This is a genomic window from Achromobacter spanius (assembly GCF_002812705.1).
In the GTDB taxonomy this organism is placed as follows: domain Bacteria; phylum Pseudomonadota; class Gammaproteobacteria; order Burkholderiales; family Burkholderiaceae_B; genus Achromobacter; species Achromobacter spanius.
Map to the genome: position 1 here is coordinate 6,138,498 of NZ_CP025030.1, position 23,445 is coordinate 6,161,942.

Below are 23,445 nucleotides of genomic sequence, written 5' to 3' on the forward strand. Positions count from 1 at the left end.
CGAATAAACCGCGCATTCTAGCGCTTCGGCGTCCACCCAGTGGTCACCACGAGTAAGCGTCGCTTGGCCGCAGAAGCTGCCGGCAAGGGAAACATCGGCAAAAGATTATGCTGAAATCCCCGGCGTCTCCCTGTGAATTTGATGACTCATGCCACCCACACAGGTCTAGCATTGAGCGATAACAGGAGACAACACCCATGCGCGACGCGAGCCACCCCGCCCCCGGCCCTCACACCGGGTCTGACGCCGACCCCACGGAAACCGCCGAATGGCGCGACGCCTTGCAGTCGCTGCTTGAGGCCGATGGCGCCGAGCGCGCGGGCTATGTGCTGGACAGCGTGCTGGGGCACGCCGCGTCCCTGGGGCTGCGCGCCAACAGCCAGACGCGCACCGCCTACCTGAACACGATTCCCGCCAGCCAGGAGCCGCCTTTTCCTGGCAACCTGGCCGTGGAAGAACGCATCGCCCGCATCAACCGCTGGAACGCCTTGGCCATGGTGGTGCGGGCCAACCAGGCGCACGGCGAGCTGGGCGGCCACATCGCCAGCTATGCCTCCGCCGCCGACCTGTTTGAAGTGGGCTTCAACCACTTCTTCCGCGCGCAATCGGCCGATGGCCCCGGCGACCTGGTCTACATGCAGCCGCACTCCGCGCCCGGCGTGTACGCCCGCGCCTTTCTTGAAGGCTTCCTGGGCGAAGATGACCTGGCGCATTTCCGCCAGGAAATCACGGCTACCGGGCGCGGCCTGCGCGGGCTGTCGTCCTACCCCCATCCGTGGTTGATGCCTGATTTCTGGCAGTTCCCGACGGGGTCCATGGGCATCGGCCCCATCAACGCGATTTATCAGGCGCGCTTCATGCGCTATCTGGAGCACCGCTCGCTGGCACCCGCCAGCGACCGCAAGGTCTGGGGTATTTTTGGCGACGGCGAAATGGACGAGCCGGAATCCATCGCCGCCCTGACGCTTGCCGCGCGCGAGAAGCTCGACAACCTGGTGTTCGTCGTCAACTGCAACCTGCAACGGCTGGACGGCCCGGTGCGCGGCAACGGCCGCATCATCGACGAACTGGAAACGCTGTACGCGGGCGCCGGCTGGAACGTGATCAAGCTGGTGTGGGGCAGCGACTGGGACGCCCTGCTTGCCCGCGACGCCAATGGCGCGCTGGCCCGCGCCTTCTCCAATACCGTCGACGGCCAATTCCAGACCTTCGCCGCCAACGATGGTGCGTTCAATCGCGCGCATTTTTTCAATCAGCACCCCGAGCTGGCCGCGCTGGTGGCGGACTGGACCGACGAAGCCATCGACCGCCTGCACCGAGGCGGCCACGACATGGTGAAGATCCATGCCGCCTATCACCGTGCGGCCAAGCACAGCGGCCAGCCCACCGTGATCCTGGCGCAAACGAAAAAGGGCTTTGGCATGGGCGCGGCAGGCCAGGGCAAGATGACGACGCACCAGCAGAAAAAGCTGGACGACGAAGCCTTGCTGGCCTTTCGCGACCGCTTCGCCCTGCCGATCTCGGACGCCGACTGCCTGGCGCTGAAGTTCTACCGCCCCGCCGAAGACAGCGCCGAGCTGCGCCACCTGCAGGCACGTCGCGCCGCACTCGGCGGCCACATTCCCCGCCGCCGCACCGAAGCCCCGCGCCTTACCCCGCCCCCCGCCGAACACTGGGCGCGCTTCGCGCTGACGGCCAGCGGCAAGGAAATGTCGTCGACCATGGCCATCGTGCGCATGCTTACCGCGCTGCTCAAGGACGGCACCGTGGGCCCGCGCATTGTGCCCATCGTGGCCGACGAGGCCCGCACCTTCGGCATGGCCAACCTGTTCCGCCAGATCGGTATCTATTCGGCGCAAGGCCAGTTGTATGAACCCGAGGACATCGGCTCGGTGCTGTACTACCGGGAAGCGCGCGACGGCCAGATTCTGGAGGAAGGCATTACCGAAGCCGGCGCGATTTCATCGTGGACGGCGGCCGGCACCAGCTATTCGGTCAATGGCCTGCCGATGCTGCCGTTCTATATCTATTACTCGATGTTCGGCTTCCAACGCATCGGCGACCTGATCTGGGCCGCCGCCGACCAGCGCACCCGTGGCTTTTTGATCGGCGCCACCTCCGGGCGCACGACGTTGGGCGGCGAAGGGCTGCAACACCAGGACGGCTCCAGCCACATCATGGCCGCCGCCGTGCCGAACTGCCGCGCTTACGATCCGGCCTATGCCTACGAGGTTGCCGTCATCGTCGAACACGGCATGCGCCGCATGCTGGACGAGCAGCATGACGAATTCTTCTACCTGACCGTCACCAACGAAAACCTGGCGCAGCCCGACATGCCCGCCGACGACGGCGTCAGCGCAGGCATCCTGCGCGGCATGTACCGCCTGCGGCCTGCGCGCAAGCAGGCAGACGTCCGCTTGCTGGGCGCGGGCCCCATGCTGCGCGAGGCCGAAATCGCCGCCGAGCGGCTGCGCGAGCAATACGGCGTGGACGCCGAGGTCTGGAGCGTCACCAGCTTTTCCGAACTGGCCCGCGACGGCCGCGAAGCCGAACGCGCCCGCGTGCTGGGCCTGGACACCGCCAGCGACGCGGACTGGGTTCGCACCTGCCTGGGCGACAGCGACGCCCCGGTCATCGCCGCCACCGACTACGTGCGCGCCGTGCCCGAACAGATCCGCGCCTGGGTCCCGGCCCCGTATCGCACCTTGGGCACCGATGGCTTTGGCCGCAGCGACACCCGCGCGCAACTGCGCGACTTCTTCGAAGTCAGCGCCGACTGGATCACGCTCTACGCGCTGGACAGCCTGGGCCGACAAACAGACGCCGACAAGCTGCGCAACAAGCTGAACACCCGCACCCGCAAAACCCCACCGTGGAACTCGTAGGATGGGTGGAGCGCGATAGACCGGTGAAAAAAACCCCACTATCAATCGCGCGAAACCCATCAAGCACCGGTGGAATTCTTGAACAGAGCAGCCACAGCTTTCTTGCCTATTGCGTCTGTCGCTCAGCCACAGCTTTCTTGCCTATTGCGTCTGTCGCTCAGCCGCTGCTTGATGGGTTTCGCGCGGTCCGCACCGTGTTCTTGTGCCGGCCATCGCGCGCTACACCCATCCTACGATTCGATGGGCGCCGATCACCCGACCGATGGGAACCGATCGCCCATCCCCCGGGAGCCGATCATCTGACCGATGGAGAACCCGTCGCCACATAAACATAATCCGACCCGTTCTTGATCAAACGCGCCTGATCGCTGCACTGCAACAACCAAGCGTCCGCGCTTTCTGGTGAAATACGGGTGTTCCCTAAGCATTTCGCAAAGAAACCGGCGGGCCGCGAGCCCGCCGCTTGTCATTCGTTTTTCATCCCGTTTTCTTTCTCAGTTAGTGCCTCAGAGGCCCCGATCCCATGGACGAAACTCTTACCAAAATGGCGTTGGATTACCACGCCTATCCCACTCCCGGCAAAATCTCGGTCGTCCCGACCAAGACCTTGGCCAACCAGGACGACCTGTCCTTGGCCTACTCCCCCGGCGTGGCGGCCGCTTGCATGGCCATCTTCGACCAGGGCGATGACGCCGCGTCCAAGTACACCTCGCGCGGCAACCTGGTGGGCGTGATCACCAACGGCACCGCCGTCCTGGGCCTGGGCAACATCGGGCCGCTGGCCGCCAAGCCGGTCATGGAAGGCAAGGGCTGCCTGTTCAAGAAGTTTGCCGGCATCGACGTGTTCGACATCGAACTGGCCGAGAACGACCCCGACAAGCTGGTCGACATCATCGCGGCGCTGGAGCCCACGCTGGGCGGCGTCAACCTGGAAGACATCAAGGCGCCCGAGTGCTTCTACATTGAAAAGAAGCTGCGCGAGCGCATGAAGATCCCCGTCTTCCATGACGACCAGCACGGCACCGCCATCATTTCGTCGGCCGCCATCCTGAATGGCCTGAAGGTCGTGAACAAGGACATCGGCTCGGTCAAGCTGGCTTGCTCGGGCGCCGGCGCTGCCGCCATCGCCTGCCTGGACCTGCTGGTTCACCTGGGCGTCAAACGCGAGAACATCTTCGTGGTGGACTCGCGCGGCGTCATCTGGGATGGCCGCGATGAAAACATGGAAGCCAACAAGAAGCGCTACGCGCAAAAGACCGACGCGCGCACGCTGGCCGATGTCGTCAACGGCGCCGACGTGTTCCTGGGCTGCTCGACCTCTGGCGTGCTGACGGGCGACATGGTCAAGACCATGGCCGACCGCCCGCTGATCCTGGCGCTGGCCAACCCCGAACCGGAAATCCGCCCCGAAGTGGCCAAGGCCGCCCGCCCGGATTGCATCATTGCCACCGGCCGTTCGGACTACCCGAACCAGGTCAACAACGTGCTGTGCTTCCCCTTCATCTTCCGCGGCGCCATGGATGCCGGCGCCTCGCGCATCACGGAAGAAATGAAGCTGGCTTGCGTGAAAGCCATCGCCGAACTGGCGCAAGCCGAGCAGAACGATGAAGTGGCCCGCGCCTACGCCGGCCAGGAACTGTCGTTCGGCCCCGACTACATCATCCCCAAGCCCTTCGACCCGCGCCTGATCTTCCAGATTGCGCCGGCCGTGGCCCAAGCCGCTGCTGATTCCGGCGTGGCTGCCCGCCCCATCGAAGACATCGAAGCCTATCGCCAGAAGCTGATGGGCTTTGTGTACCACTCGGGCCAACTGATGCGTCCGCTGTTCGCCCAGGCCAAGAAGGCGCCCAAGCGCGTCATCTATGCCGACGGCGAAGACGAGCGCGTGCTGCGCGCCGTGCAGACCGTGGTTGACGAAAAGCTGGCCCGCCCGATTCTGATCGGCCGTCCGTCGGTTATCGAAATGCGCATCACCAAGGCCGGCCTGCGCCTGGTGGCCGGCGAGCATTTCGAAATCGTGGATCCGGAAGACGACGAGCGCTTCAACGAAACCTGGACCGCGTACTACCAGTTGAAGGGCCGCGAAGGCGTGACGCCGGCCATCGCCAAGGCGATGATCCGCAAGCACAACACGCTGATCGGCGCGATGCTGCTGCGTCGCGGCGACGCCGACGCGCTGCTGTGCGGCGTGGCCAGCAAGTACGACAACCAGCTCAAGTATGTCGACGAAATCATCGGCAAGAAGGAAGGCCAGACCTACGCCGCCCTGAACGTGCTGATGCTGCCTGACCAGACGCTGTTCGTCACCGACACCCACGTCAACGAAAATCCGACGTCGGAAGAAGTGGCCAACATCACCATCCAGGCCGCCGATGAAATGCTGCGCTTTGGCGTGGTGCCCAAGATTGCCCTGCTGTCGCATTCGAACTTCGGCAGCCGCGTCACGGAATCGTCGAAGAAAATGGCCGCCGCCAGCAAGCTGGTGCAGGAACGCGCGCCCGACCTGGAAGTGGACGGCGAAATGCACGCCGACGCCGCCTTGTCGGAAAAGATCCGTGTGCTGGCCTACCCGGACAGCACGCTCAAGGGTCGCGCCAACCTGCTGGTCATGCCGAACCTGGACACCGGCAACATCACGTACAACATGCTGAAGATGACGGGCAGCAATGGCGTCGCGATGGGTCCCATCCTGCTGGGCGCCGCGCGCCCCGTGCACATCCTGACGACCAGCGCCACCGTGCGCCGCATCATCAACATGACGGCCCTGGCCGTGGTGGATGCACAGCAGGAAGCCGCCGACGCCGCCAAGAAGCGCCGTTGATCACGCGCTTGTCTTGACGCCAAAGGCGCCCTTCGGGGCGCCTTTTTTCATGGCGCATTTTCTTGCCGCCGAAGCCGTATTTTCCTGTCGATTGATCGACGCCGCTCCACAGGCCGGTGGTAAAACCATGCTTGACCTTTTTCCTGGAGACGACATGTTGGCCGATGCCCTATACGCCTGGTTCCACTACCTGGCGATCTTTGTAATGGTGGTGGTGCTGACCGCCGAAGCCGTGCTGCTGCGCCCCGACCTGAGCGCCAGTGGCGTGAAGCGCCTGGTGATCTACGACCGCCTGTATGGCGTCAGCGCCGTGCTGGTGCTGATCACCGGGCTATTGCGACTGACCCAGGGCGCGAAGGGCGCGGCCTTCTATATGAGCAGCCCGTGGTTTCACGCCAAGATCACGCTGTTCGTCATCATCGCGCTCTGTTCGATCCCGCCCACGCTGGCCGTCTTCCGCTGGGCAAAGCAGGCGCGTCAGCAAGCCGGTTTCGTACCCACGTTGCCCGAGATCAAGCGCGTGCGCCGCTGGGTGATGATCGAAGCGCACCTGTTCATTTTCCTGCCGCTCTTCGCAGTACTGATGGCACGCCACATCAGCGTGTAGCGCCAGCGCACCGTTCAACGGTGCTAGCCACCGTTCAGCACGGGCGCCTGCCAGCCTTGCGCCAGGCATTCAATCAGATAGTCGACGAATGCCCTGGCCCTGGCCGGCAGCAAGCGCGTTTCGGTCACGACATGCACGGGAAACGGTCCCACCGTCCAGTCGGGCAACACGCGGCGCAAAGCGCCTGATTGCACAAGCTCGGTCTGGTCTCCGCCCAGCGCGGCGATACCCGCGCCCAACATCGCCAAGCGCCGCGCCATGCCGGCTTCATTGACCGAAAACCGGCTACCGGGCACAACGCTGATCTGCTCGCTCCCGCGAGCCAGCGGCCAACGGGTGGGTGCGCCATTGGCCTGGGCGCGAAACCCGATGCATTCGTGCGCCGACAATTCCCCGGGATGCTCGGGCGCCCCATGCGCCGCCAGATAGGCCTCGGACGCGTATAGATGAACGTTCAGGGCGCCCAGGCAACGCGCGATGCGCGACGAATCCGGCAGTTCACCAATCTTGATCGTCAGGTCGCACGGGTCGGCCACGCGATCCACATGTTCCAGGCTCGCCAGGTTCACGTGGAAAGCCACATCCGGATACCGACGCGAGAACCTCAGGAATATATCGGCCATGACATCGGTGGCAAAGGCGGCCGGCATGTTCACGCGCAGCAGCCCGGACGGTGTCGCGGTCAAGGCTTGCAGTTCTTCATGCGCCACCTCGGCCTCTTGCACGATGCGCAGGCAGCGCTCCAGATACAGTTCGCCCGCGCCAGTCAGTTCAACCTTGCGGGTGCTGCGGTTCAGCAGGCTCAGGCCTACCGAACGCTCCAATTGCGCTACGCGGCGCGACAGCGTTGATTTCGGCAGCCCCAGCACGGCCGCCGCGCGGCTGAAGCTGCGGGCCTTGGCTACCTCTGCAAACAGCTCCATGCTGTGCAGGCTTCTCACGACACTCTCATCCGGCGTCACTCCGTTAACGGCTTGACCGGCGCAACACCGCCGCCGGCACACCGCATTGTCGGAACAGACTTTTAAGAATTTCTTAACGCGCGCCGCAAGCGCGAACGCGCAAATGCATCATGCCGCTATGGACAGCGCGCCCGCGCGGGCGGCTTGGGCTCCTCGTCGCCGACAGTGAAGGTCGCAAATTTAAAGACGCCGACTTCCTCGTTCTTCACAATGCCGGCCAGCGTGCCATCGAACGCCTGCATGACCGACATGCCCTCGGGCACGTCGGCATGGCCGTCATTCCTGGCCACCTGCCCGGCCGCCGGGCTGAACACCAGCACGCCGGGAAAGGCTTCGCGTTGCCCATCGATCACGCGCCGGATGGTCTTGACCTGCGTGCCCTCGGCATAGTCAAAGCCGCCCCGCCGCGCGCGGCAGGCAAGCTCGGCGTCGCTGACTCGCAGCAAGCGCCGTTCGGCATCCAGGTATAGCCGGGGCTCGCTCAACATCAGCCCAAACACCTGCACCGCCACGGGATCCTTGACGTCGATGCGCCAGCGGTCCGGGTCGGTCGAGCCGTCCACATAGACCGTGCCGTTCGAGCCGTACAGCACCGAGCCCGCATGGATCGCAACGCCGTCGATCTCGTTGCCGCTACCCAGCCGACACTGGCTCAAGGCCTTCATCGCCCCGTCGGGCTCGGTATCGAATTCGATGTCATGCGTGCTGTCGCAGCGCCATCCCAGCACCGCCTGGTCGCCCTGGCCGGTCAGGATGACGCTACGCGGATACCGGCGAATTAGCGCGTACGTGTCCTTTTCGTATTCAGTGTCCAGATAGCGGCGTACCCGCATGGCCTGCACGCCGAAGACGGAAGTGGGCGCCGGAAATTCGGCCTCGACGTACGTTTCCAACTGCCCTTCGTCTTGCAGTTTCAGCCGCGTGCCGGCGGGCATGGCCACGCCGCCCACGGTGCTTGCTTGTTCCAGCGTCACGTTGCGCGCCGCCTCGGCCCGCTCGCTCTCGCGCTCAACCTGCCAGACAATGGTGTGCACCCACGCGAAGAAGGCAAAGGGCACCGCCAACACCACGAACAGCGCGGCCGACGTCTTCCAGTACTTGCGGACCGTGCGGCGATGGCCGGCGCTGACGGCCAGCATCAGGCCCCAAGCAGCCAGCACGACGCCGGCAAGCAAGCCCAGCGAAAGCAACAGGTAGAAATTGGCTGATGGCAATGAAACGGGAATCATGGGCAGCATGATATCCGCATTGCCGCCGACTCATAGCTGCCCTTGCGCAGGCAACAAAAAACCGCCCGAAGGCGGTTTCTTGTCATTCACTTGCCGAAAGGAAAAGCGGATTAACGCTTGTCCATCGGGGGCACGTCGCGGGTGACCGAACCCGTGAAGAGCTGGCGCGGACGGCCGATCTTGTAGTCGGGATCCGACAGCATTTCGTTCCACTGGGCAATCCAGCCCACCGTGCGGGCCAGCGCGAAGATGGCCGTGAACAGCGAGGTCGGGATGCCGATGGCGCGCTGGACGATACCCGAGTAGAAGTCCACGTTCGGGTACAGCTTGCGCTGGACGAAGTACGGATCCGACAGGGCGATGCGTTCCAGTTCCATGGCCAGCTTGAACAGCGGGTCGTTTTCCAGGCCCAGGGCCGAGAGCACTTCCTTGCAGGTTTCCTGCATCAGCTTGGCGCGCGGGTCGTAGTTCTTGTAGACGCGGTGGCCAAAGCCCATCAGGCGCACGCCCGAGTTCTTGTCCTTGACCTTCTCCATGAACTCACCGACCTTGTCGATGCCGCCGTTGGCTTGCAGCTCTTCCAGCATTTGCAGGCAAGCTTCGTTGGCGCCGCCGTGAGCCGGGCCCCACAGGCAAGCCACGCCGGCCGAGATGGCGGCAAACGGGTTGGTGCCCGACGAACCGCACAGGCGCACGGTGGAGGTCGATGCGTTTTGCTCGTGGTCGGCGTGCAGGATGAAGATGCGGTCCAGCGCGCGTTCAACGACTTCATTGACCTTGTAGTCTTCGCACGGCGTGGCGAACATCATGCGCAGGAAGTTGCCCGTGTAGGACAGGTCGTTCTGCGGATAGATGAACGGTTGGCCTTGCGAGTACTTGTACGCCATCGCAACCAGCGTCGGCATCTTGGCGATCAGGCGGATGGCCGAGATGTGGCGATGCTGCGGGTTCGTGATGTCGGTGGAGTCGTGGTAGAACGCGGACAGCGCGCCAACCAGACCCGTCAGCACGGCCATCGGGTGCGCGTCGCGGCGGAAGCCACGCAGGAAGAAGTGCAGTTGCTCGTTGACCATCGTGTGATGGGTCACTTGCGAGTCGAAGTCGGCCTTCTGTTCCTGGTTCGGCAGATCGCCGTTCAGGATCAGGTAGCAGATGTCCATGAAGTCGCAGTTGACGGCCAATTGCTCGATGGGGAAGCCGCGGTACAGCAGTTCGCCCTTGTCGCCGTCGATGTACGTGATGCCCGACTCGCAAGCCGCGGTGGACATGAAGCCGGGGTCAAACGTAAACATGCCCGTCTGGCCATACAGCTTGCGGATGTCGATCACATCCGGACCGACCGTGCCCTTGTAGACAGGGAACTCAATGGGTGCGCTGCCATCCGAGAAGGATAGAGTGGCTTTTTTGTCAGACAGGTTCATGTTTATTCCTCTCACATTAATCAGAGTGCGCGCATCTGGCCAATAATGCCCCGAAGCCTGGGGGTGTCCAGGTCGCCTTCGAGTTCCTTGCGGGCCAGCAGCAGGTCGAGAAGATCGTTGTCTCCCATCTCGAAAAGCTGGGTCAATGCGGCCACATCATCATCGGTAAGTTCGGCCTCGTAAGCGTCAAGATACCGAGTGATGATCAAGTCGTTTTCGAGCAGGCCGCGGCGCGCCCGCCAACGCAGACGCGCCCGCTCCAGTTCAGTTAGCCTGCTCATCGTTACACCATAAAAACAAAAGTCTTCACACTAGAAACTAGACCGTGCGGCGAACCATCAGTTCCTTGATCTTGCCGATTGCCTTGGTCGGGTTCAGCCCCTTGGGACAGACGTCGACGCAGTTCATGATGGTGTGGCAACGGAACAAGCGGTACGGATCTTCCAGGTTGTCCAGACGCTCGCCGGTGGCTTCGTCGCGGCTGTCCGCGATGAAACGATAGGCTTGCAGCAGGCCGGCCGGGCCGACGAACTTGTCCGGGTTCCACCAGAAAGACGGGCAGGAAGTGGAACAGCACGCGCACAGGATGCACTCGTACAGGCCGTCCAATTCTTCGCGTGCCTCGGGCGACTGCAGGCGCTCTTTTTCGGGCGGCGGCGCGTCGTTGATGAGGTACGGACGAATCGAGTGGTACTGGTTGAAGAAGTGCGTCATGTCCACGATCAGGTCGCGGATGACGGGCAGGCCCGGCAGCGGACGCAGAACGATGGGTTCCTTCAATTCGCGCAGGTTCGTCGTGCAGGCCAGACCGTTCTTGCCGTTGATGTTCATGGCGTCCGAACCGCACACGCCTTCACGGCACGAGCGGCGCAGGGCCAGGCTGTCATCGACGTCGTTCTTGATGCGCACCAGCGCATCAAGCAGCATCTTGTCGGTAGGCTGGAGTTCAACGTCCAGCTTCTGCATGTACGGGCGCTCGTCCTTGTCCGGATCGTAGCGGTAGATTTCGAACTTGACGATTCTCTTGGTGCTCATAATGGGCTCTATCCGGACTTAGAAGGTACGCGCCTTGGGCGGGAAGGACTCAACGGTGAGCGGCTTCATCTGCACAGGCTTGTAATCCAGGCGGCTGCCTTCGGAATACCACAGCGTGTGCTTCAGCCAGTTCTCGTCGTCGCGCGTCGGGTGGTCGTCCAGCGCGTGAGCGCCACGGCTTTCCGTACGGGCAGCGGCCGACTTGATCGTGGCGCGGGCCACTTCGGTCATGTTGGCCAGTTCCAGCGCTTCGACGCGCGCGGTGTTGAACACCTTGGACTTGTCCTTGAAGTAGATGTTGTCGGCGGTTTTGGCCAGATCTTCGATCTGGGTCACGCCTTCGTTCAGCAGTTCCAGCGTGCGGAACACGCCGCAGTGGCGCTGCATCGAGAAGCGGATGGCATTGCCGACGTCTTGCGTCTTTTCGCCCGACGTGCGCGATTCCAACTTGTTCACGCGGTCCAGCGAGAATTCCACGGCTTGCTTCGGCAGTTCCTGGTGCGCACGCTGGCGCTCCGGGTGCGAATTCACGATGTGGTTGCCGGTGGCGCGGCCGAACACGATCAGGTCCAGCAGCGAGTTCGTGCCCAGGCGGTTGGCGCCGTGCACCGACACCGCGGCGCATTCGCCGATGGCGTACAGGCCGTTGACGACCTTGTTCTCGCCGTTTTCGCGCGAGAGCACCTGGCCGTGGTAGTTGGCCGGAATGCCGCCCATCTGGTAGTGAATGGTCGGGACGACGGGGATCGGTTCCTTGATCGGGTCGACGTTGCCGAACTTGATGGCAATTTCGCGGATCGAGGGCAGACGCTTGTTAATGACGTCGGCGCCCAGGTGGTCCAGCTTCAGCACAACGTAGCTGCCGTCCGGACCGCAACCGCGGCCTTCCTTGATTTCCTGGTCCATCGAGCGGGACACGAAGTCACGCGGGGCCAAGTCTTTCAGCGTGGGCGCATAGCGCTCCATGAAGCGTTCGCCATCCTTGTTCAACAGGATGCCGCCTTCGCCACGCACGCCTTCGGTGATCAGCACGCCCGCGCCGGCCACGCCGGTCGGGTGGAATTGCCAGAACTCCATGTCTTGCAGCGGGATGCCCGCGCGCGCCGCCATGCCCAGGCCGTCACCGGTGTTGATGAAGGCGTTGGTGGAAGCGGCCCAGATACGGCCGGCGCCGCCGGTGGCCAGCACCGTGGTCTTGGCTTCCAGGATGTAGATTTCGCCCGTTTCCATTTCCAGGGCGGTCACGCCGACAACGTCGCCGGCTTCGTTGCGCAGCAGGTCCAGCGCCATCCATTCGACGAAAAACTGGGTGCGCGCGGCAACGTTGCGCTGGTAGAGCGTGTGCAACAGCGCGTGGCCGGTGCGGTCGGCGGCGGCACAGGCGCGCTGCACGGGCTTTTCACCGAAGTTGGCGGTGTGGCCGCCGAACGGACGCTGGTAGATCGTGCCGTCGGGGTTGCGGTCAAACGGCATGCCGAAGTGCTCGAGCTCGTACACGGCGTTCGGCGCTTCACGGCACATGAATTCGATGGCGTCCTGGTCGCCCAGCCAATCCGACCCCTTGACGGTGTCGTACATGTGCCAGTACCAGTTGTCTTCGCTCATGTTGCCCAGCGAGGCGCTCACGCCGCCCTGTGCGGCAACGGTGTGCGAACGCGTGGGGAACACTTTGGACAGCACGGCAACGGACAGCCCCGCTTGGGACAGTTGCAGCGAACAACGCATGCCGGCTCCACCGGCGCCAACGACCACCACATCAAACTGGCGGCGCGGCAAGGATTTCATGACAGAGACCACGGCTTAAATGCTCCAGAGGATTTGCGCGAAGTAAACGACCGTACCGATCAGCCAGAGGATCGTCAGCACTTGCAGCAGCAGGCGCAGGCCCACCGGCTTGACGTAGTCCATCCAGATGTCGCGCACGCCAATCCAGGCATGCCAGGCCAACGCAATGAATGCAAGGGAGGCCAGGATCTGGCCAACCGGAATGAAGCCCACGTAGAAATTGAACAGCTTGACCCAGTGTTCATACGTGAAGGCAGGCATCATCAAGATGCCAACGAGCAGCACCAGCGTATACACGGCCATGATGACGGCGGTGATGCGCTGAATGATGAAATCCATGACGCCATAGTGCGCGCCGACGACCAGGCGCTTGGGTCCGTAGTTTTTAGCGGCGGCCATTTACAGCACTCCGAACAGTTTGAGACCGAACACCAGCGTCAGCGCCAGGCTGACACCGAAAACCACGCCGGCGCTTTTCTTGGCCGACAGCTTGTCGATACCGATGTGCAGGTCAAGCAGCAGGTAGCGGATGCCGGCACAGAAGTGATGCAGGTAGCCCCAGACGAGGACCAGGAAAACAAGCTTGACGATCGGGTTGGCCGCGATGGAGGCGATCCAGGCGAACGTTTGCGGTGCGGCCACGCTTGCTGCGAACAGCGGCACGATGACCAAGGGCAAACAGAGGAACAGCAAAATGCCGCTGATGCGGTGCAGGATGGACAGCTTGCCGGCCAGGGGCAGGCGATAGGAGAACGCAACTTGGGCAAGCCCAATATTGCGAAACTGCGGACGTGGCTTGGCAGCGGTGTCGGACATGACGGCCTCGGTGTTTCTGAACTAGGGAATCGTGACGGCGAAAGTGCCGTGGCCCTTTCGGGCAAACACGCTATTATCGCCCAGAGATTGGGTTGGTATCAAATCGTAGTTAAAAAGCTCATCAATTCAGACTATTGCGGTAGTGGTATCGATCGGTCAAGTACAAACCCCGGCGGATTTCCATGGGGCGGTCACCATAGGTGTAAGACACCCGATCTACCTGCAACAACGGCGTGCCGGCGGAAACATTAAGCAGCGGACAGACTTCGGCCGGCGCGATCACCGCGCGCAGCTTCTCGTCCGCGCGCACCATGCTCACGCCGAACTCGGATTCAAACAGACCATAGAGCGGCGCCTTGTTGGCGGTCAGCAGTTCTAGGGTGAGTCCACGGAAAATGGAACCGGGCAGCCAGATGTCGTCCACCACGGTAGGTGTCTGCCCCATGGACAGCAGGCGGCGGATCATCACGACGGTTTCGCCGGCCCGAAGGTCCAGGGCGCGCGCGATCTCGGCGGGCGCGCGCAGGCGCCGGCATTCCAGGATGCGGCTTTCCGCGCGGCCGGCCTCGCCTTCTTCATCGGCGGCCAGGCGCAGAAAACGGTAGCGCACGCGGGCTTCGTGGTGGGTGGCGACAAAGGTGCCCTTGCCTTGGCGACGCAGCAGCATGTGCTCGGCGGCCAACTCATCAACCGCCTTGCGCACCGTACCCTGGCTGACCTGAAAACGGGCAGCCAGATCGATTTCGCTGGGGATGAGTTCACCGGGCTTCCATTCCCCGCGCTCAAGGCTTTGAACGAGCAGATCCTTGATCTGGCGATAGAGCGGACTGAAAGCGGCTCCCTCGCCCGTTGAACGGGCGGCGCGTGTGCGTAAGGAGGTTTCGGGCCGAGGCTCTGCCATGGATCTTCTTGAAAGTGTCATGTTCATCCGGATGATGGGAGGGCGGCGCAAACAAGATGCAAACGGGATGCAAACCCACATCCAAAATGCGCTGTCAGGGGGCACAAGATGCCGGGCTGCAACGCATTCGAATAAACGCTCTATTGTGGCATATCGGGCCAGACGCTGTCCAACGTCTTATGTCTTATATAAGATAGAAGAGCGTTTGACGCCCCCTGGAAATCGTTCTAGGATTCACGGCTGTCAGGGCCCCGCGCCGGCTTGCTTGTGCGCGCTGTTTTTGATGCCCCAACGATTACACTGATTGGTGAGATTTTTTCTCGCCAAACCATTACGGAGAACGTCCATGTCCAAGCCTGCCTTGCGTGTCGCCGTCACCGGCGCCGCCGGCCAAATCGGTTACGCACTGCTATTCCGCATCGCCTCCGGCGAAATGCTGGGTAAAGATCAACCCGTCATCCTGCAACTGCTGGAAATCCCCGACGAGAAAGCGCAAAAGGCCCTGAAGGGCGTCATCATGGAATTGGATGACTGCGCCTTCCCGCTGCTGCAGGAAGTGACCGCCCACAGCGACCCCCGCACCGCCTTCAAGGACGCCGACGTGGCCCTGCTGGTTGGCGCCCGTCCGCGCGGCCCCGGCATGGAGCGCAAGGACCTGCTGTCCGTCAACGCCCAGATCTTCACGGCGCAGGGCAAGGCCCTGAACGACGTGGCCAGCCGCAACGTCAAGGTCCTGGTGGTGGGCAACCCCGCCAACACCAACGCCTACATCGCCATGAAGTCGGCACCGGACCTGCCGGCAAAGAACTTCACCGCCATGCTGCGCCTGGACCACAACCGCGCCCTGTCGCAGTTGTCGGCCAAGTCGGGCAAGCCGGTTGCCGACATCGAAAACCTGATCGTCTGGGGCAACCACTCGCCCACGATGTACCCGGATTTCCGTTTCGCCACCGTCGGCGGCGAGTCGCTCACCAAGCTCATCAACGATGACGCCTGGAACCGCGACACGTTCATCCCCACCGTCGGCAAGCGCGGCGCCGCCATCATCGAAGCCCGTGGCCTGTCCTCGGCCGCTTCGGCCGCCAACGCCGCCATCGACCACGTCCGCGACTGGGTCCTGGGCAGCAACGGCAAGTGGGTCACGATGGGCGTTCCGTCGGACGGCTCGTATGGCATTCCGGAAGGCATCATCTACGGCGTGCCGGTCACGACCGAAAACGGTGAATACAAGCGTGTCGAAGGCCTGGAAATCGATGCCTTCTCGCGCGAGCGCCTGGACTTCACGCTGAAAGAGCTGCTGGAAGAGCGCGACGGCGTCAAGGACCTGCTGAAGTAAGCAGCGCTTGAAACAGAATTGGGCCCGTTGATGCGGGCCCAATTCTTCTGTGTAGCGATCATGCCGAAACATACACCTGTCTCTTGGCCCGGCCGCGCCGGGATTGTCGCGTAGGGGACAGATTTATATTCCGGACCCGCGATAAGGTCGTGGGCTAGCCATAAGAACGGAGACCTCCATGTCCAGACCCGAATCGCCCGGCGCCCTCTTCCGCCGCGCCCTTGCCGAAGAAAGCCCGCTGCAGATCATCGGCGCCATCAACGCCAACCACGCGCTGCTCGCCAAGCGCGCCGGCTACCGCGCCATCTACCTGTCGGGCGGCGGCGTCGCGGCCGGCTCGCTGGGCTTGCCCGATCTGGGCATCAACACCATGGACGACGTGCTGACCGACGTGCGCCGCATCACCGACGTGTGCGACGTGCCGCTGGTGGTGGACATCGATACCGGCTTCGGCCCGTCGGCGTTCAACATCGCCCGCACCGTCAAGAGCCTGATCAAGTTCGGCGCGGCCGCCTGCCACATCGAAGACCAGGTCGGCGCCAAGCGCTGCGGCCATCGTCCGGGCAAGGAAATCGTCACTACCGAAGAAATGGCCGACCGCGTCAAGGCCGCGGCCGATGCGCGCACCGACAGCGATTTCTACCTGATCGCCCGCACCGACGCCATTGCGTCGCACGGCGTGGACGCCGCGATCGAACGCGCGCTGGCCTGCGTGGAAGCCGGCGCCGACGCCATCTTCGCCGAAGCCGCCTACGACCTGCCCACCTATGACCGTTTTGTCAAAGCCGTGAAGGTGCCGGTGCTGGCCAACATCACCGAGTTCGGCAAGACGCCTCTGTTCAGCGTTGAAGAGCTCAAGAGCGTGGGCGTGGGCATGGTGCTGTACCCGCTGTCGGCCTTCCGCGCCATGAACAAGGCCGCCGAAGCCGTCTACACCGCCATTCGCCGCGACGGCCACCAGAAAAACGTGGTGGACCTGATGCAGACGCGCGACGAGCTGTACGACCGCATCGGCTATCACGAATTCGAGTCCAAACTGGATGCGCTCTTCCAGAAGGGCAAAGCGTAATCCGCTGCGCCTTCGGTATCCGGCGCCGCGACACCCTCGCGGCGCCATGCTAGTTCCCCATTGCATCGACCACAGCGAAAGGAAAGGAGTAGAGACATGAGCACGGCTCCCAAAAAGCAAGAAGCCAAGCCGGATGCCAAGCCGGAAGAAAAAGCCGGTTTTAAACCCAAGAAGTCCGTTGCCCTGTCGGGCGTGGTCGCGGGCAACACCGCGCTGTGCACCGTCGGCCGCAGCGGCAACGACCTGCACTACCGTGGCTACGACATCCTGGACATCGCCCACACCAGCGAGTTCGAGGAAATTGCCCACCTGCTGGTCCACGGCAAGCTGCCCAACAAGGCCGAACTGGCCGCGTACAAGCAAAAGCTGAAGAGCCTGCGCGGCCTGCCCGCCCAATTGCAAGTGGCGCTGGAAGCGCTGCCGGCATCCAGCCACCCCATGGACGTGATGCGCACCGCCGTGTCGGTGCTGGGCTGCGTGCTGCCTGAAAAAGACGACCACAACACTCCGGGCGCGCGCGACATCGCCGACCGCCTGATGGCCAACCTGGGGTCGGCCCTGCTGTACTGGTACCACTACAGCCACAACGGCCACATGATCGACGTGCAAACCGATGACGACAGCATTGGCGGCCACTTCCTGCACTTGCTGCACGGCGAAAAGCCCAGCGACGAATGGGTCAAGGCGATGCACATCTCCTTGAACCTGTACGCCGAGCACGAGTTCAATGCGTCGACCTTCACCGCGCGCGTCATCGCCGGCACGGGCTCGGACATGTTCTCGTCGATTGCCGGCGCCATCGGCGCGCTGCGCGGCCCCAAGCACGGCGGCGCCAACGAAGTGGCGTTCGACGTGCAAAAGCGCTATGACACGCCGGACGAAGCCGAAGCCGACATCCGCCGCCGCGTCGAGGCCAAGGAAGTCATCATCGGCTTTGGCCACCCCGTCTACACCGTGTCCGACCCGCGCAACAAGGTCATCAAGGACGTGGCCAAGAAGCTGTCCAAGAAGGCCGGCAGCACCAAGATGTTCGACATCGCCGAACGCCTGGAAACGGTCATGTGGGACATCAAGAAGATGTTCCCGAACCTGGACTGGTTCTCGGCCGTCAGCTATCACATGATGGGCGTGCCCACCGCCATGTTCACCCCGCTGTTCGTCATCGCGCGCACGGCGGGTTGGTCGGCCCACATCATTGAGCAGCGCATCGACAACAAGATCATCCGCCCCACCGCCAACTACGTCGGCCCGGAAGATCAGAAGTTCGTGCCGCTGGACAAGCGCAAGTAAGGCGGCCCGCAACCAGAACGAGAACAAGGCGCGGCATGGCCACCTGTATTCACTTCTTTACCAAGGAGGGTTCGCAATGTCCGCCCCAATCTCAAACGTACGTCCCGATCCCGATCAGGTCCTGGTCGATATCGCGGACTACGTTCTTAACTACGAGATCAAGAGCAGCCTGGCGTACGAGACTGCACGCAACTGCCTGATCGACACGCTGGGCTGCGGCCTGGAAGCGCTGGAATACCCGGCGTGCAAGAAGCTGCTGGGGCCGATCGTGCCTGGCACCGTAGTGCCCCACGGCGCCAAGGTGCCCGGCACGTCGTTCCAGCTTGACCCCGTGCAGGCCGCGTTCAACATCGGCACGATGATCCGATGGCTGGATTTCAACGACACCTGGCTGGCCGCCGAATGGGGCCACCCGTCCGACAATCTGGGCGGCATCCTGGCCACGGCCGATTGGCTGTCGCGCACGGCTGTCACTGCCGGCAAGCCCCCGCTGACCATGCGTGACGTGCTGACCAGCATGATCAAGGCGCATGAAATCCAGGGTTGCATCGCGCTGGAAAATTCCTTCAACAAGGTCGGCCTGGACCACGTGGTGCTGGTCAAGGTGGCGTCCACCGCCGTGGTGGCGCAGATGCTGGGCCTGGACCGCGATGAAGTCATCAACGCCGTGTCACTGGCCTGGGTCGACGGCCAAAGCCTGCGCACGTATCGCCACGCGCCGAACACCGGCAGCCGCAAAAGCTGGGCCGCGGGCGACGCCACCAGTCGCGCCGTGCGCCTGGCACTGATCGCGAAAACCGGAGAAATGGGCTACCCGTCGGTGCTTAGCGCCAAGACCTGGGGCTTTTACGACGTGCTCTTCAAGGGGCAGCCGTTCAAGTTCCAGCGGCCGTATGGCAGCTACGTGATGGAGAACGTACTGTTCAAGATCTCGTTCCCGGCGGAATTCCATTCGCAGACCGCCGTGGAATGCGCCATGAACATCCACGCGAAGCTCAACGCGCTGGGCAAAAGCGCGGACGACATCAAGGCCATCACGATCCGCACGCATGAAGCGTGCATCCGCATCATCGACAAGAAGGGCCCGCTGAACAACCCCGCCGACCGCGACCACTGCATCCAGTACATGGTGGCGGTGCCCGTGCTGTTCGGCCGTTTGACCGCCGGCGACTACGAGGATGACGTCGCGCGCGACCCGCGCATCGACATCCTGCGCGACAAGATCGTCTGCGTGGAAGACCCCGCCTACACCCGCGACTACCACGACCCGGACAAGCGCTCGATCGCCAACGCGCTGACGGTGGAATTCAACGACGGCTCAAAGCTGGACGAAATCGTCTGCGAATACCCCATCGGCCACAAGCGCCGCCGCGCCGACGGCATCCCGTTGCTGGAAGCCAAGTTCCGCACCAATCTGGCCCGCATGTTCGCGGCCAAGCAGCAACGCCGCATCCTGGACGTGTCTCTGGACCAAAAAGCGCTGGAAGCCATGCCGGTCCACGAATACGTGGACCTGTACACGTAGGATGGGTGAAGCGCGCGCGAACGCTTGCAATGGCGCAATTGCCGAACGCGCGCAACCCATGCGGAACCGGCGCGGGAATCTGTAGGAGGTTCTTGCGGAGGAAGCCTAGTGGGGTTCTTGCGGCGGCCGCCTAGTCGGGTTCTTGCGGCGGCCCCCTTGTCGTTCACCGTTGCTTGATGGGTTGCGCGCGTTCGGCATTCAGGTTCTTGCGGCGGACTGGGCGCGCTGCACCCATCCTACCTATGGCAGCGGCCTTACAATGCGGCTTTCCTCGACGGAGGCTTGCCATGGGCATGCTTTGGGTCAAGACCTTTCACATTGTTTTTATCGCTTCCTGGTTTGCCGGATTGTTCTATCTGCCGCGCATTTTCGTGAACCTGGCGCAGCAATCGGACGCTTCCGTCCAGGCAACCCTGCTGGGCATGGCGCGCCGGCTGTACCGCTTCACCACCATTCTGGCCGTGGTCGCCGTTGTGTTCGGCATGTGGCTGTACCTGGGCTACCGCATCGGTGTGGGTCCGGGCAACGGCTGGATGCACGCCAAACTCTTTTTCGTCTTGCTCGTCATCGGCTACCATCACGCCTGTGGCTTGATGCTGCGCAAGTTCGAACAAGGCAAAAACACCCGTTCGCACAAGTTCTATCGCTGGTTCAACGAAGTTCCCGTCTTGCTGCTCTTGGTGGTGGTGGCGCTGGTCGTCGTCAAACCCTTCTGATTCCCCCTACCTTTGCACATTCGCCAGGATTCGTATGTCCTCTGATGACAAGGACCGCCCGCGCAAGACGCTGACGATCAAAAAAACGGCGCGCGACGCCCATGCCGAAGAAGCGCCCAAGCGCACCCGCACCGGCGCCCGCGCCAGGCTGGTCGCGCAGATCTCGCGCACCAAAGAAAACGTAGAACGCCAAAAGGATCCTGAAGGCTACCAACGCCGTCAGGAAGAAGAGGCGCGCCGCAAGCCGGGCGCTGGCGCGCGCGGCCAGTACGAGCGCGGGCAACCGAGCCGTGGCGAAGGTCGTGGCGCTGCCAGCCGAGGCTCGGCTGAACGGGGTACGTCCGAACGCGGGGGATCTGCACGGGGTGGCTCCGAACGGGGTGGCTCTGATCGTGCTGGCTCCGAACGTGGCAGTTCTGATCGTGGCAACTCCGAACGTGGCCGGTTCGATCGCGGTCAGCCCGCCCGTGGGCGTTCCGACGACTCGCGCCGCGACGCCGCGCCCAGCGCCCGTTCAGGCCGTCCGCCGCAACGCGCGCCGCGCCTCGATGACCAGTACATTGCGCCGGCCACGCCGGTGGGCCGCTTCTACGACCCGTTTGAAGATGACGGCCCCGCTCCCGATTTCCAGGCCGAACCGCCCGAGCACACCCCGGAACCTGAATTCACCGAAGCGCGCGACGATTACGCCGACGCGCCGCGCGATGACTATCAAGACCGCGCCCCGCGTGTCGAAACCCGCAGCCGCCGCCCGCGCGAAACCCGCCAGGCGGAAGTGTTCACGGTGTTCGCCCCCTGCCCGCAAGGCCTGGAAGAAGCCCTGACAGCCGAAATGCAGGCACTGGGCTACGACGACGCCCAAGCCGGCCGAGCCGGTTGCTCGTTCACGGCCGACTGGGCAGGCGTGCAGCGCGCCAATTTGTATTCGCGCCTGGCCACCCGCATTCTGGTGCAGGTGGCGCACGCCGAAATCTCGCATGAAGACGATATCCTGGACCTGGCCCGCGACACCCCCTGGGAACGCTGGTTCGGCGCCGAACAGACGCTGCGCGTGGACACCTCGGCCATCAAGAGCCCGGTGCAGAGCTTGCAGTACTGCAACCTGCGCGCCAAGGACGGCATCTGCGACCGCCTGCGCGAGCTGGAGGGCGAACGCCCCAGCATCGATACGGTGCGCCCGGACGCGCGCGTCCACCTGTTCCTGACCGGCCATACGGCCACGCTGTACCTGGACACGTCGGGCGAATCGCTGTTCAAGCGCGGCTGGCGCCTGGACAAGGGCGAAGCGCCGCTGCGTGAAAACCTGGCGGCCGGCATGCTGGCCCTGGCCGGCTGGGACCCCGCCGCGCCGCTGCTGGATCCGTTCTGCGGGTCGGGCACCATCCTGATCGAAGCGGCCTGGATTGCGCTTGGCGTACCTCCCGGCATTTCGCGCCCGTTCGGTTTTGAACGGCTGCGCGACCACGACGCCTACCGCTGGCGCGACCTGAAGGACGATGCCCGTTCGCGCATCCTGCCGCAGTTGGACGCGCCGTTGGTGGGCTACGACCTGGACCCGCAAGCCATTGAATTCGCTCAGAACAACGCCGAGCGCGCCTGGCTGACGGCCGATTCGATCCGCTTTGAAGTCGGCGACGCCCGCCAGCTGACGGCGCCCGCCGACCACGGCTGGATCGTCACCAACCCGCCCTATGGCGAGCGCATGCTGACCGAACAGGACGCCGACTTGTGGCGCGACTGGGCCGCCTGCCTGAAACGCAATTTCGCGGGCTGGCAGTTGCACGTCATCACCAGCGACATGACGTTGCCCAACCAGATGCGCTTGAAGCCCAAGCGCCGCGTACCGTTGTACAACGGTGCGCTGGACTGCCGCCTCTTCGGCTTCGAGCTGGTTGCCGCCGGCTACCGCGACGCCTGAACGCACTCGGCCCGGACGTTTCTCGCCCGGGCCTACCTCCCCTTTTCGGGCTTGCCACCACGTTGTAAAAGCGCCGCAACATCGCGCCCGTATCTTTGCTTATGGTGCCCCGACGCTCGGATTTGGGGCATTATCAGCACCAAGGTGTTGCCACATTGCACCAGCTTGCATCCGCCACTTGCACAGGCCCAGGGTTAACCCCTATAATTCGGGTTATCCCTAGTAGCTAAACAACTGAGCAAGCCCGTGGAGGCTATTGTGATCAACCCGAACAACACCATCCGCCTGACCGACGAACTCGAGCGCCAACTGATGCTCCAGGCAATTGAAGAACAATTCCGTCCGCACCCGATGCGGGCGTTGGCCGCAGGCCTGCGTAAGCTGGCCCACGGCGTGAAGGCCCTGGCCGGCAAGACGAGCGCCAAGAACGCGCACTCCGCCGCCTGAAGCTTCACCCGGGCCTGAGTTCGCGGCCCGAACGATTTTCCCCTTGGGGGCTGCATAGCCCCTTTTATAGACCCGCCCTTACCGGCGGGTTTTTTTTTGTCGGATAATGCCGACCCATGACGACCGACGCCTACCTCGACCAGACTCCCAATCGGCTGCGCCGATTCGCCTGCATGATGTATGAAGCCGTGCTGCTGTTCGGCGTCGTGTTCCTGGCCGGCTACCTGCTGGACACGCTGACCCAAAGCAAGAACGCGCTGGAGCTGCGTCCGGCCCGGCAAGCGTGGTTGTTCGTCGCCATTGGCGCCTACTTCGTGCTGTGCTGGCGCCGCCGTGGGCAGACGCTGCCCATGAAAACCTGGAACATCAGACTGGTGGACCGCGACGGCAACACCCCGAAAATGCCCCGCCTGATCCTGCGCTACGTCTTGGTCTGGCCGCTGGTGCTGGCCGGCGCGGCCGTCGTGTGGGGCGCCGCCAGCCTGACCGGCTGGCCGTCGGTCGACATGTTCATCGTTGCCGCCCCCTTCACGATCTTTATCTGGTCCTGGTTCGACCCTGAAGGCCAGTTCCTGCATGACCGGCTGCTTGGCACCCGGCTGCGCAACGCGCCTGGACGCCAGAAGGCCTCCTAGACGCCGCAGGGCGAAGGCAGCGCCGGGGGCAGCCGTCACAACAGCGT

The 23,445-nt window shown here is 63.3% G+C and carries 20 protein-coding genes; 11 read left to right on the forward strand and 9 right to left on the reverse strand.

Annotated features, from left to right (window positions below; translation table 11 throughout):
• The first annotated feature begins 197 nt into the window (after positions 1 to 197).
• The 3 genes from mdeB (at position 198) to CVS48_RS27870 (ending at position 6,313) form a co-directional block, all read left to right on the forward strand.
• Positions 198 to 2,885, forward strand: a complete 2,688-nt coding sequence (mdeB, locus tag CVS48_RS27860; protein ID WP_100857257.1) for an alpha-ketoglutarate dehydrogenase — start codon at positions 198 to 200, stop codon at positions 2,883 to 2,885.
• A 523-nt stretch (positions 2,886 to 3,408) separates the two neighbouring features.
• Entirely contained in the window at positions 3,409 to 5,706 is a 2,298-nt protein-coding gene (locus tag CVS48_RS27865) for an NADP-dependent malic enzyme (protein ID WP_100857258.1), read from the forward strand.
• A gap of 154 nt (positions 5,707 to 5,860) precedes the next feature.
• The gene (locus tag CVS48_RS27870) at positions 5,861 to 6,313 is read left to right on the forward strand and encodes a DUF2214 family protein (protein ID WP_100857259.1); all 453 of its coding nucleotides are present in this window, start codon (positions 5,861 to 5,863) and stop codon (positions 6,311 to 6,313) included.
• Between the two features lie 23 nt (positions 6,314 to 6,336).
• Here CVS48_RS27870 and CVS48_RS27875 read toward each other — a convergent pair whose 3' ends face one another.
• The 9 genes from CVS48_RS27875 to CVS48_RS27915 form a co-directional block, all read right to left on the reverse strand.
• Positions 6,337 to 7,236, reverse strand: a complete 900-nt coding sequence (locus tag CVS48_RS27875) for a LysR family transcriptional regulator (RefSeq protein WP_100857260.1) — start codon at positions 7,234 to 7,236, stop codon at positions 6,337 to 6,339.
• Between the two features lie 155 nt (positions 7,237 to 7,391).
• A complete protein-coding gene (locus CVS48_RS27880; protein WP_100857891.1) occupies positions 7,392 to 8,504 on the reverse strand; it encodes a hypothetical protein in 1,113 nt (370 codons plus the stop codon).
• A 110-nt stretch (positions 8,505 to 8,614) separates the two neighbouring features.
• Positions 8,615 to 9,925: a citrate synthase gene (gltA, locus tag CVS48_RS27885; protein WP_050449832.1), complete on the reverse strand. Its 1,311-nt coding sequence runs from the start codon at positions 9,923 to 9,925 to the stop codon at positions 8,615 to 8,617.
• A gap of 20 nt (positions 9,926 to 9,945) precedes the next feature.
• A complete protein-coding gene (locus CVS48_RS27890; protein WP_006218128.1) occupies positions 9,946 to 10,206 on the reverse strand; it encodes a succinate dehydrogenase assembly factor 2 in 261 nt (86 codons plus the stop codon).
• Positions 10,207 to 10,243: 37 nt separating this feature from the next.
• On the reverse strand, positions 10,244 to 10,960 hold the full coding sequence (locus CVS48_RS27895; protein WP_006218127.1) for a succinate dehydrogenase iron-sulfur subunit: 717 nt from the start codon (positions 10,958 to 10,960) through the stop codon (positions 10,244 to 10,246).
• Positions 10,961 to 10,978: 18 nt separating this feature from the next.
• Positions 10,979 to 12,757: a succinate dehydrogenase flavoprotein subunit gene (gene sdhA, locus CVS48_RS27900; RefSeq protein ID WP_100857261.1), complete on the reverse strand. Its 1,779-nt coding sequence runs from the start codon at positions 12,755 to 12,757 to the stop codon at positions 10,979 to 10,981.
• A 3-nt stretch (positions 12,758 to 12,760) separates the two neighbouring features.
• Positions 12,761 to 13,144, reverse strand: coding sequence for a succinate dehydrogenase, hydrophobic membrane anchor protein (gene sdhD, locus CVS48_RS27905; protein WP_100857262.1), 384 nt, complete (start codon positions 13,142 to 13,144; stop codon positions 12,761 to 12,763).
• Complete coding sequence (sdhC, locus tag CVS48_RS27910) at positions 13,145 to 13,561, reverse strand: succinate dehydrogenase, cytochrome b556 subunit (protein WP_100857263.1); 417 nt, start codon at positions 13,559 to 13,561, stop codon at positions 13,145 to 13,147.
• 121 nt (positions 13,562 to 13,682) lie between these two features.
• On the reverse strand, positions 13,683 to 14,462 hold the full coding sequence (locus CVS48_RS27915) for a GntR family transcriptional regulator (RefSeq protein ID WP_100857264.1): 780 nt from the start codon (positions 14,460 to 14,462) through the stop codon (positions 13,683 to 13,685).
• 346 nt (positions 14,463 to 14,808) lie between these two features.
• Here CVS48_RS27915 and CVS48_RS27920 point away from each other — a divergent pair, with 346 nt between their 5' ends.
• The 8 genes from CVS48_RS27920 (at position 14,809) to CVS48_RS27955 (ending at position 23,398) form a co-directional block, all read left to right on the forward strand.
• Positions 14,809 to 15,798: a malate dehydrogenase gene (locus CVS48_RS27920; protein ID WP_006218122.1), complete on the forward strand. Its 990-nt coding sequence runs from the start codon at positions 14,809 to 14,811 to the stop codon at positions 15,796 to 15,798.
• 178 nt (positions 15,799 to 15,976) lie between these two features.
• Entirely contained in the window at positions 15,977 to 16,867 is an 891-nt protein-coding gene (prpB, locus tag CVS48_RS27925; protein ID WP_050449838.1) for a methylisocitrate lyase, read from the forward strand.
• Positions 16,868 to 16,963: 96 nt separating this feature from the next.
• A complete protein-coding gene (gene prpC / locus CVS48_RS27930) occupies positions 16,964 to 18,157 on the forward strand; it encodes a bifunctional 2-methylcitrate synthase/citrate synthase (RefSeq protein WP_100857265.1) in 1,194 nt (397 codons plus the stop codon).
• Between the two features lie 76 nt (positions 18,158 to 18,233).
• Positions 18,234 to 19,682, forward strand: coding sequence for a bifunctional 2-methylcitrate dehydratase/aconitate hydratase (locus CVS48_RS27935; RefSeq protein ID WP_100857266.1), 1,449 nt, complete (start codon positions 18,234 to 18,236; stop codon positions 19,680 to 19,682).
• A gap of 287 nt (positions 19,683 to 19,969) precedes the next feature.
• Entirely contained in the window at positions 19,970 to 20,398 is a 429-nt protein-coding gene (locus CVS48_RS27940; RefSeq protein WP_172616216.1) for a CopD family protein, read from the forward strand.
• Positions 20,399 to 20,975: 577 nt separating this feature from the next.
• Entirely contained in the window at positions 20,976 to 22,316 is a 1,341-nt protein-coding gene (locus CVS48_RS27945; RefSeq protein ID WP_419191462.1) for a THUMP domain-containing class I SAM-dependent RNA methyltransferase, read from the forward strand.
• Between the two features lie 258 nt (positions 22,317 to 22,574).
• The gene (locus CVS48_RS27950) at positions 22,575 to 22,763 is read left to right on the forward strand and encodes a hypothetical protein (protein WP_035212795.1); all 189 of its coding nucleotides are present in this window, start codon (positions 22,575 to 22,577) and stop codon (positions 22,761 to 22,763) included.
• A gap of 116 nt (positions 22,764 to 22,879) precedes the next feature.
• Entirely contained in the window at positions 22,880 to 23,398 is a 519-nt protein-coding gene (locus CVS48_RS27955; protein ID WP_100857268.1) for an RDD family protein, read from the forward strand.
• The last annotated feature ends 47 nt before the right edge of the window (positions 23,399 to 23,445 follow it).

Bases quoted from the DNA above. Each gene is read 5' to 3' on its own strand.
- mdeB (WP_100857257.1), top strand. From the start codon at position 198: ATGCGCGACGCGAGCCACCCCGCCCCCGGCCCTCACACCGGGTCTGAC.
- CVS48_RS27865 (WP_100857258.1), top strand. From the start codon at position 3,409: ATGGACGAAACTCTTACCAAAATGGCGTTGGATTACCACGCCTATCCC.
- CVS48_RS27870 (WP_100857259.1), top strand. From the start codon at position 5,861: ATGTTGGCCGATGCCCTATACGCCTGGTTCCACTACCTGGCGATCTTT.
- CVS48_RS27875 (WP_100857260.1), bottom strand. From the start codon at position 7,236: ATGGAGCTGTTTGCAGAGGTAGCCAAGGCCCGCAGCTTCAGCCGCGCG.
- CVS48_RS27880 (WP_100857891.1), bottom strand. From the start codon at position 8,504: ATGATTCCCGTTTCATTGCCATCAGCCAATTTCTACCTGTTGCTTTCG.
- gltA (WP_050449832.1), bottom strand. From the start codon at position 9,925: ATGAACCTGTCTGACAAAAAAGCCACTCTATCCTTCTCGGATGGCAGC.
- CVS48_RS27890 (WP_006218128.1), bottom strand. From the start codon at position 10,206: ATGAGCAGGCTAACTGAACTGGAGCGGGCGCGTCTGCGTTGGCGGGCG.
- CVS48_RS27895 (WP_006218127.1), bottom strand. From the start codon at position 10,960: ATGAGCACCAAGAGAATCGTCAAGTTCGAAATCTACCGCTACGATCCG.
- sdhD (WP_100857262.1), bottom strand. From the start codon at position 13,144: ATGGCCGCCGCTAAAAACTACGGACCCAAGCGCCTGGTCGTCGGCGCG.
- sdhC (WP_100857263.1), bottom strand. From the start codon at position 13,561: ATGTCCGACACCGCTGCCAAGCCACGTCCGCAGTTTCGCAATATTGGG.
- CVS48_RS27915 (WP_100857264.1), bottom strand. From the start codon at position 14,462: ATGGCAGAGCCTCGGCCCGAAACCTCCTTACGCACACGCGCCGCCCGT.
- CVS48_RS27920 (WP_006218122.1), top strand. From the start codon at position 14,809: ATGTCCAAGCCTGCCTTGCGTGTCGCCGTCACCGGCGCCGCCGGCCAA.
- prpB (WP_050449838.1), top strand. From the start codon at position 15,977: ATGTCCAGACCCGAATCGCCCGGCGCCCTCTTCCGCCGCGCCCTTGCC.
- prpC (WP_100857265.1), top strand. From the start codon at position 16,964: ATGAGCACGGCTCCCAAAAAGCAAGAAGCCAAGCCGGATGCCAAGCCG.
- CVS48_RS27935 (WP_100857266.1), top strand. From the start codon at position 18,234: ATGTCCGCCCCAATCTCAAACGTACGTCCCGATCCCGATCAGGTCCTG.
- CVS48_RS27940 (WP_172616216.1), top strand. From the start codon at position 19,970: ATGGGCATGCTTTGGGTCAAGACCTTTCACATTGTTTTTATCGCTTCC.
- CVS48_RS27955 (WP_100857268.1), top strand. From the start codon at position 22,880: ATGACGACCGACGCCTACCTCGACCAGACTCCCAATCGGCTGCGCCGA.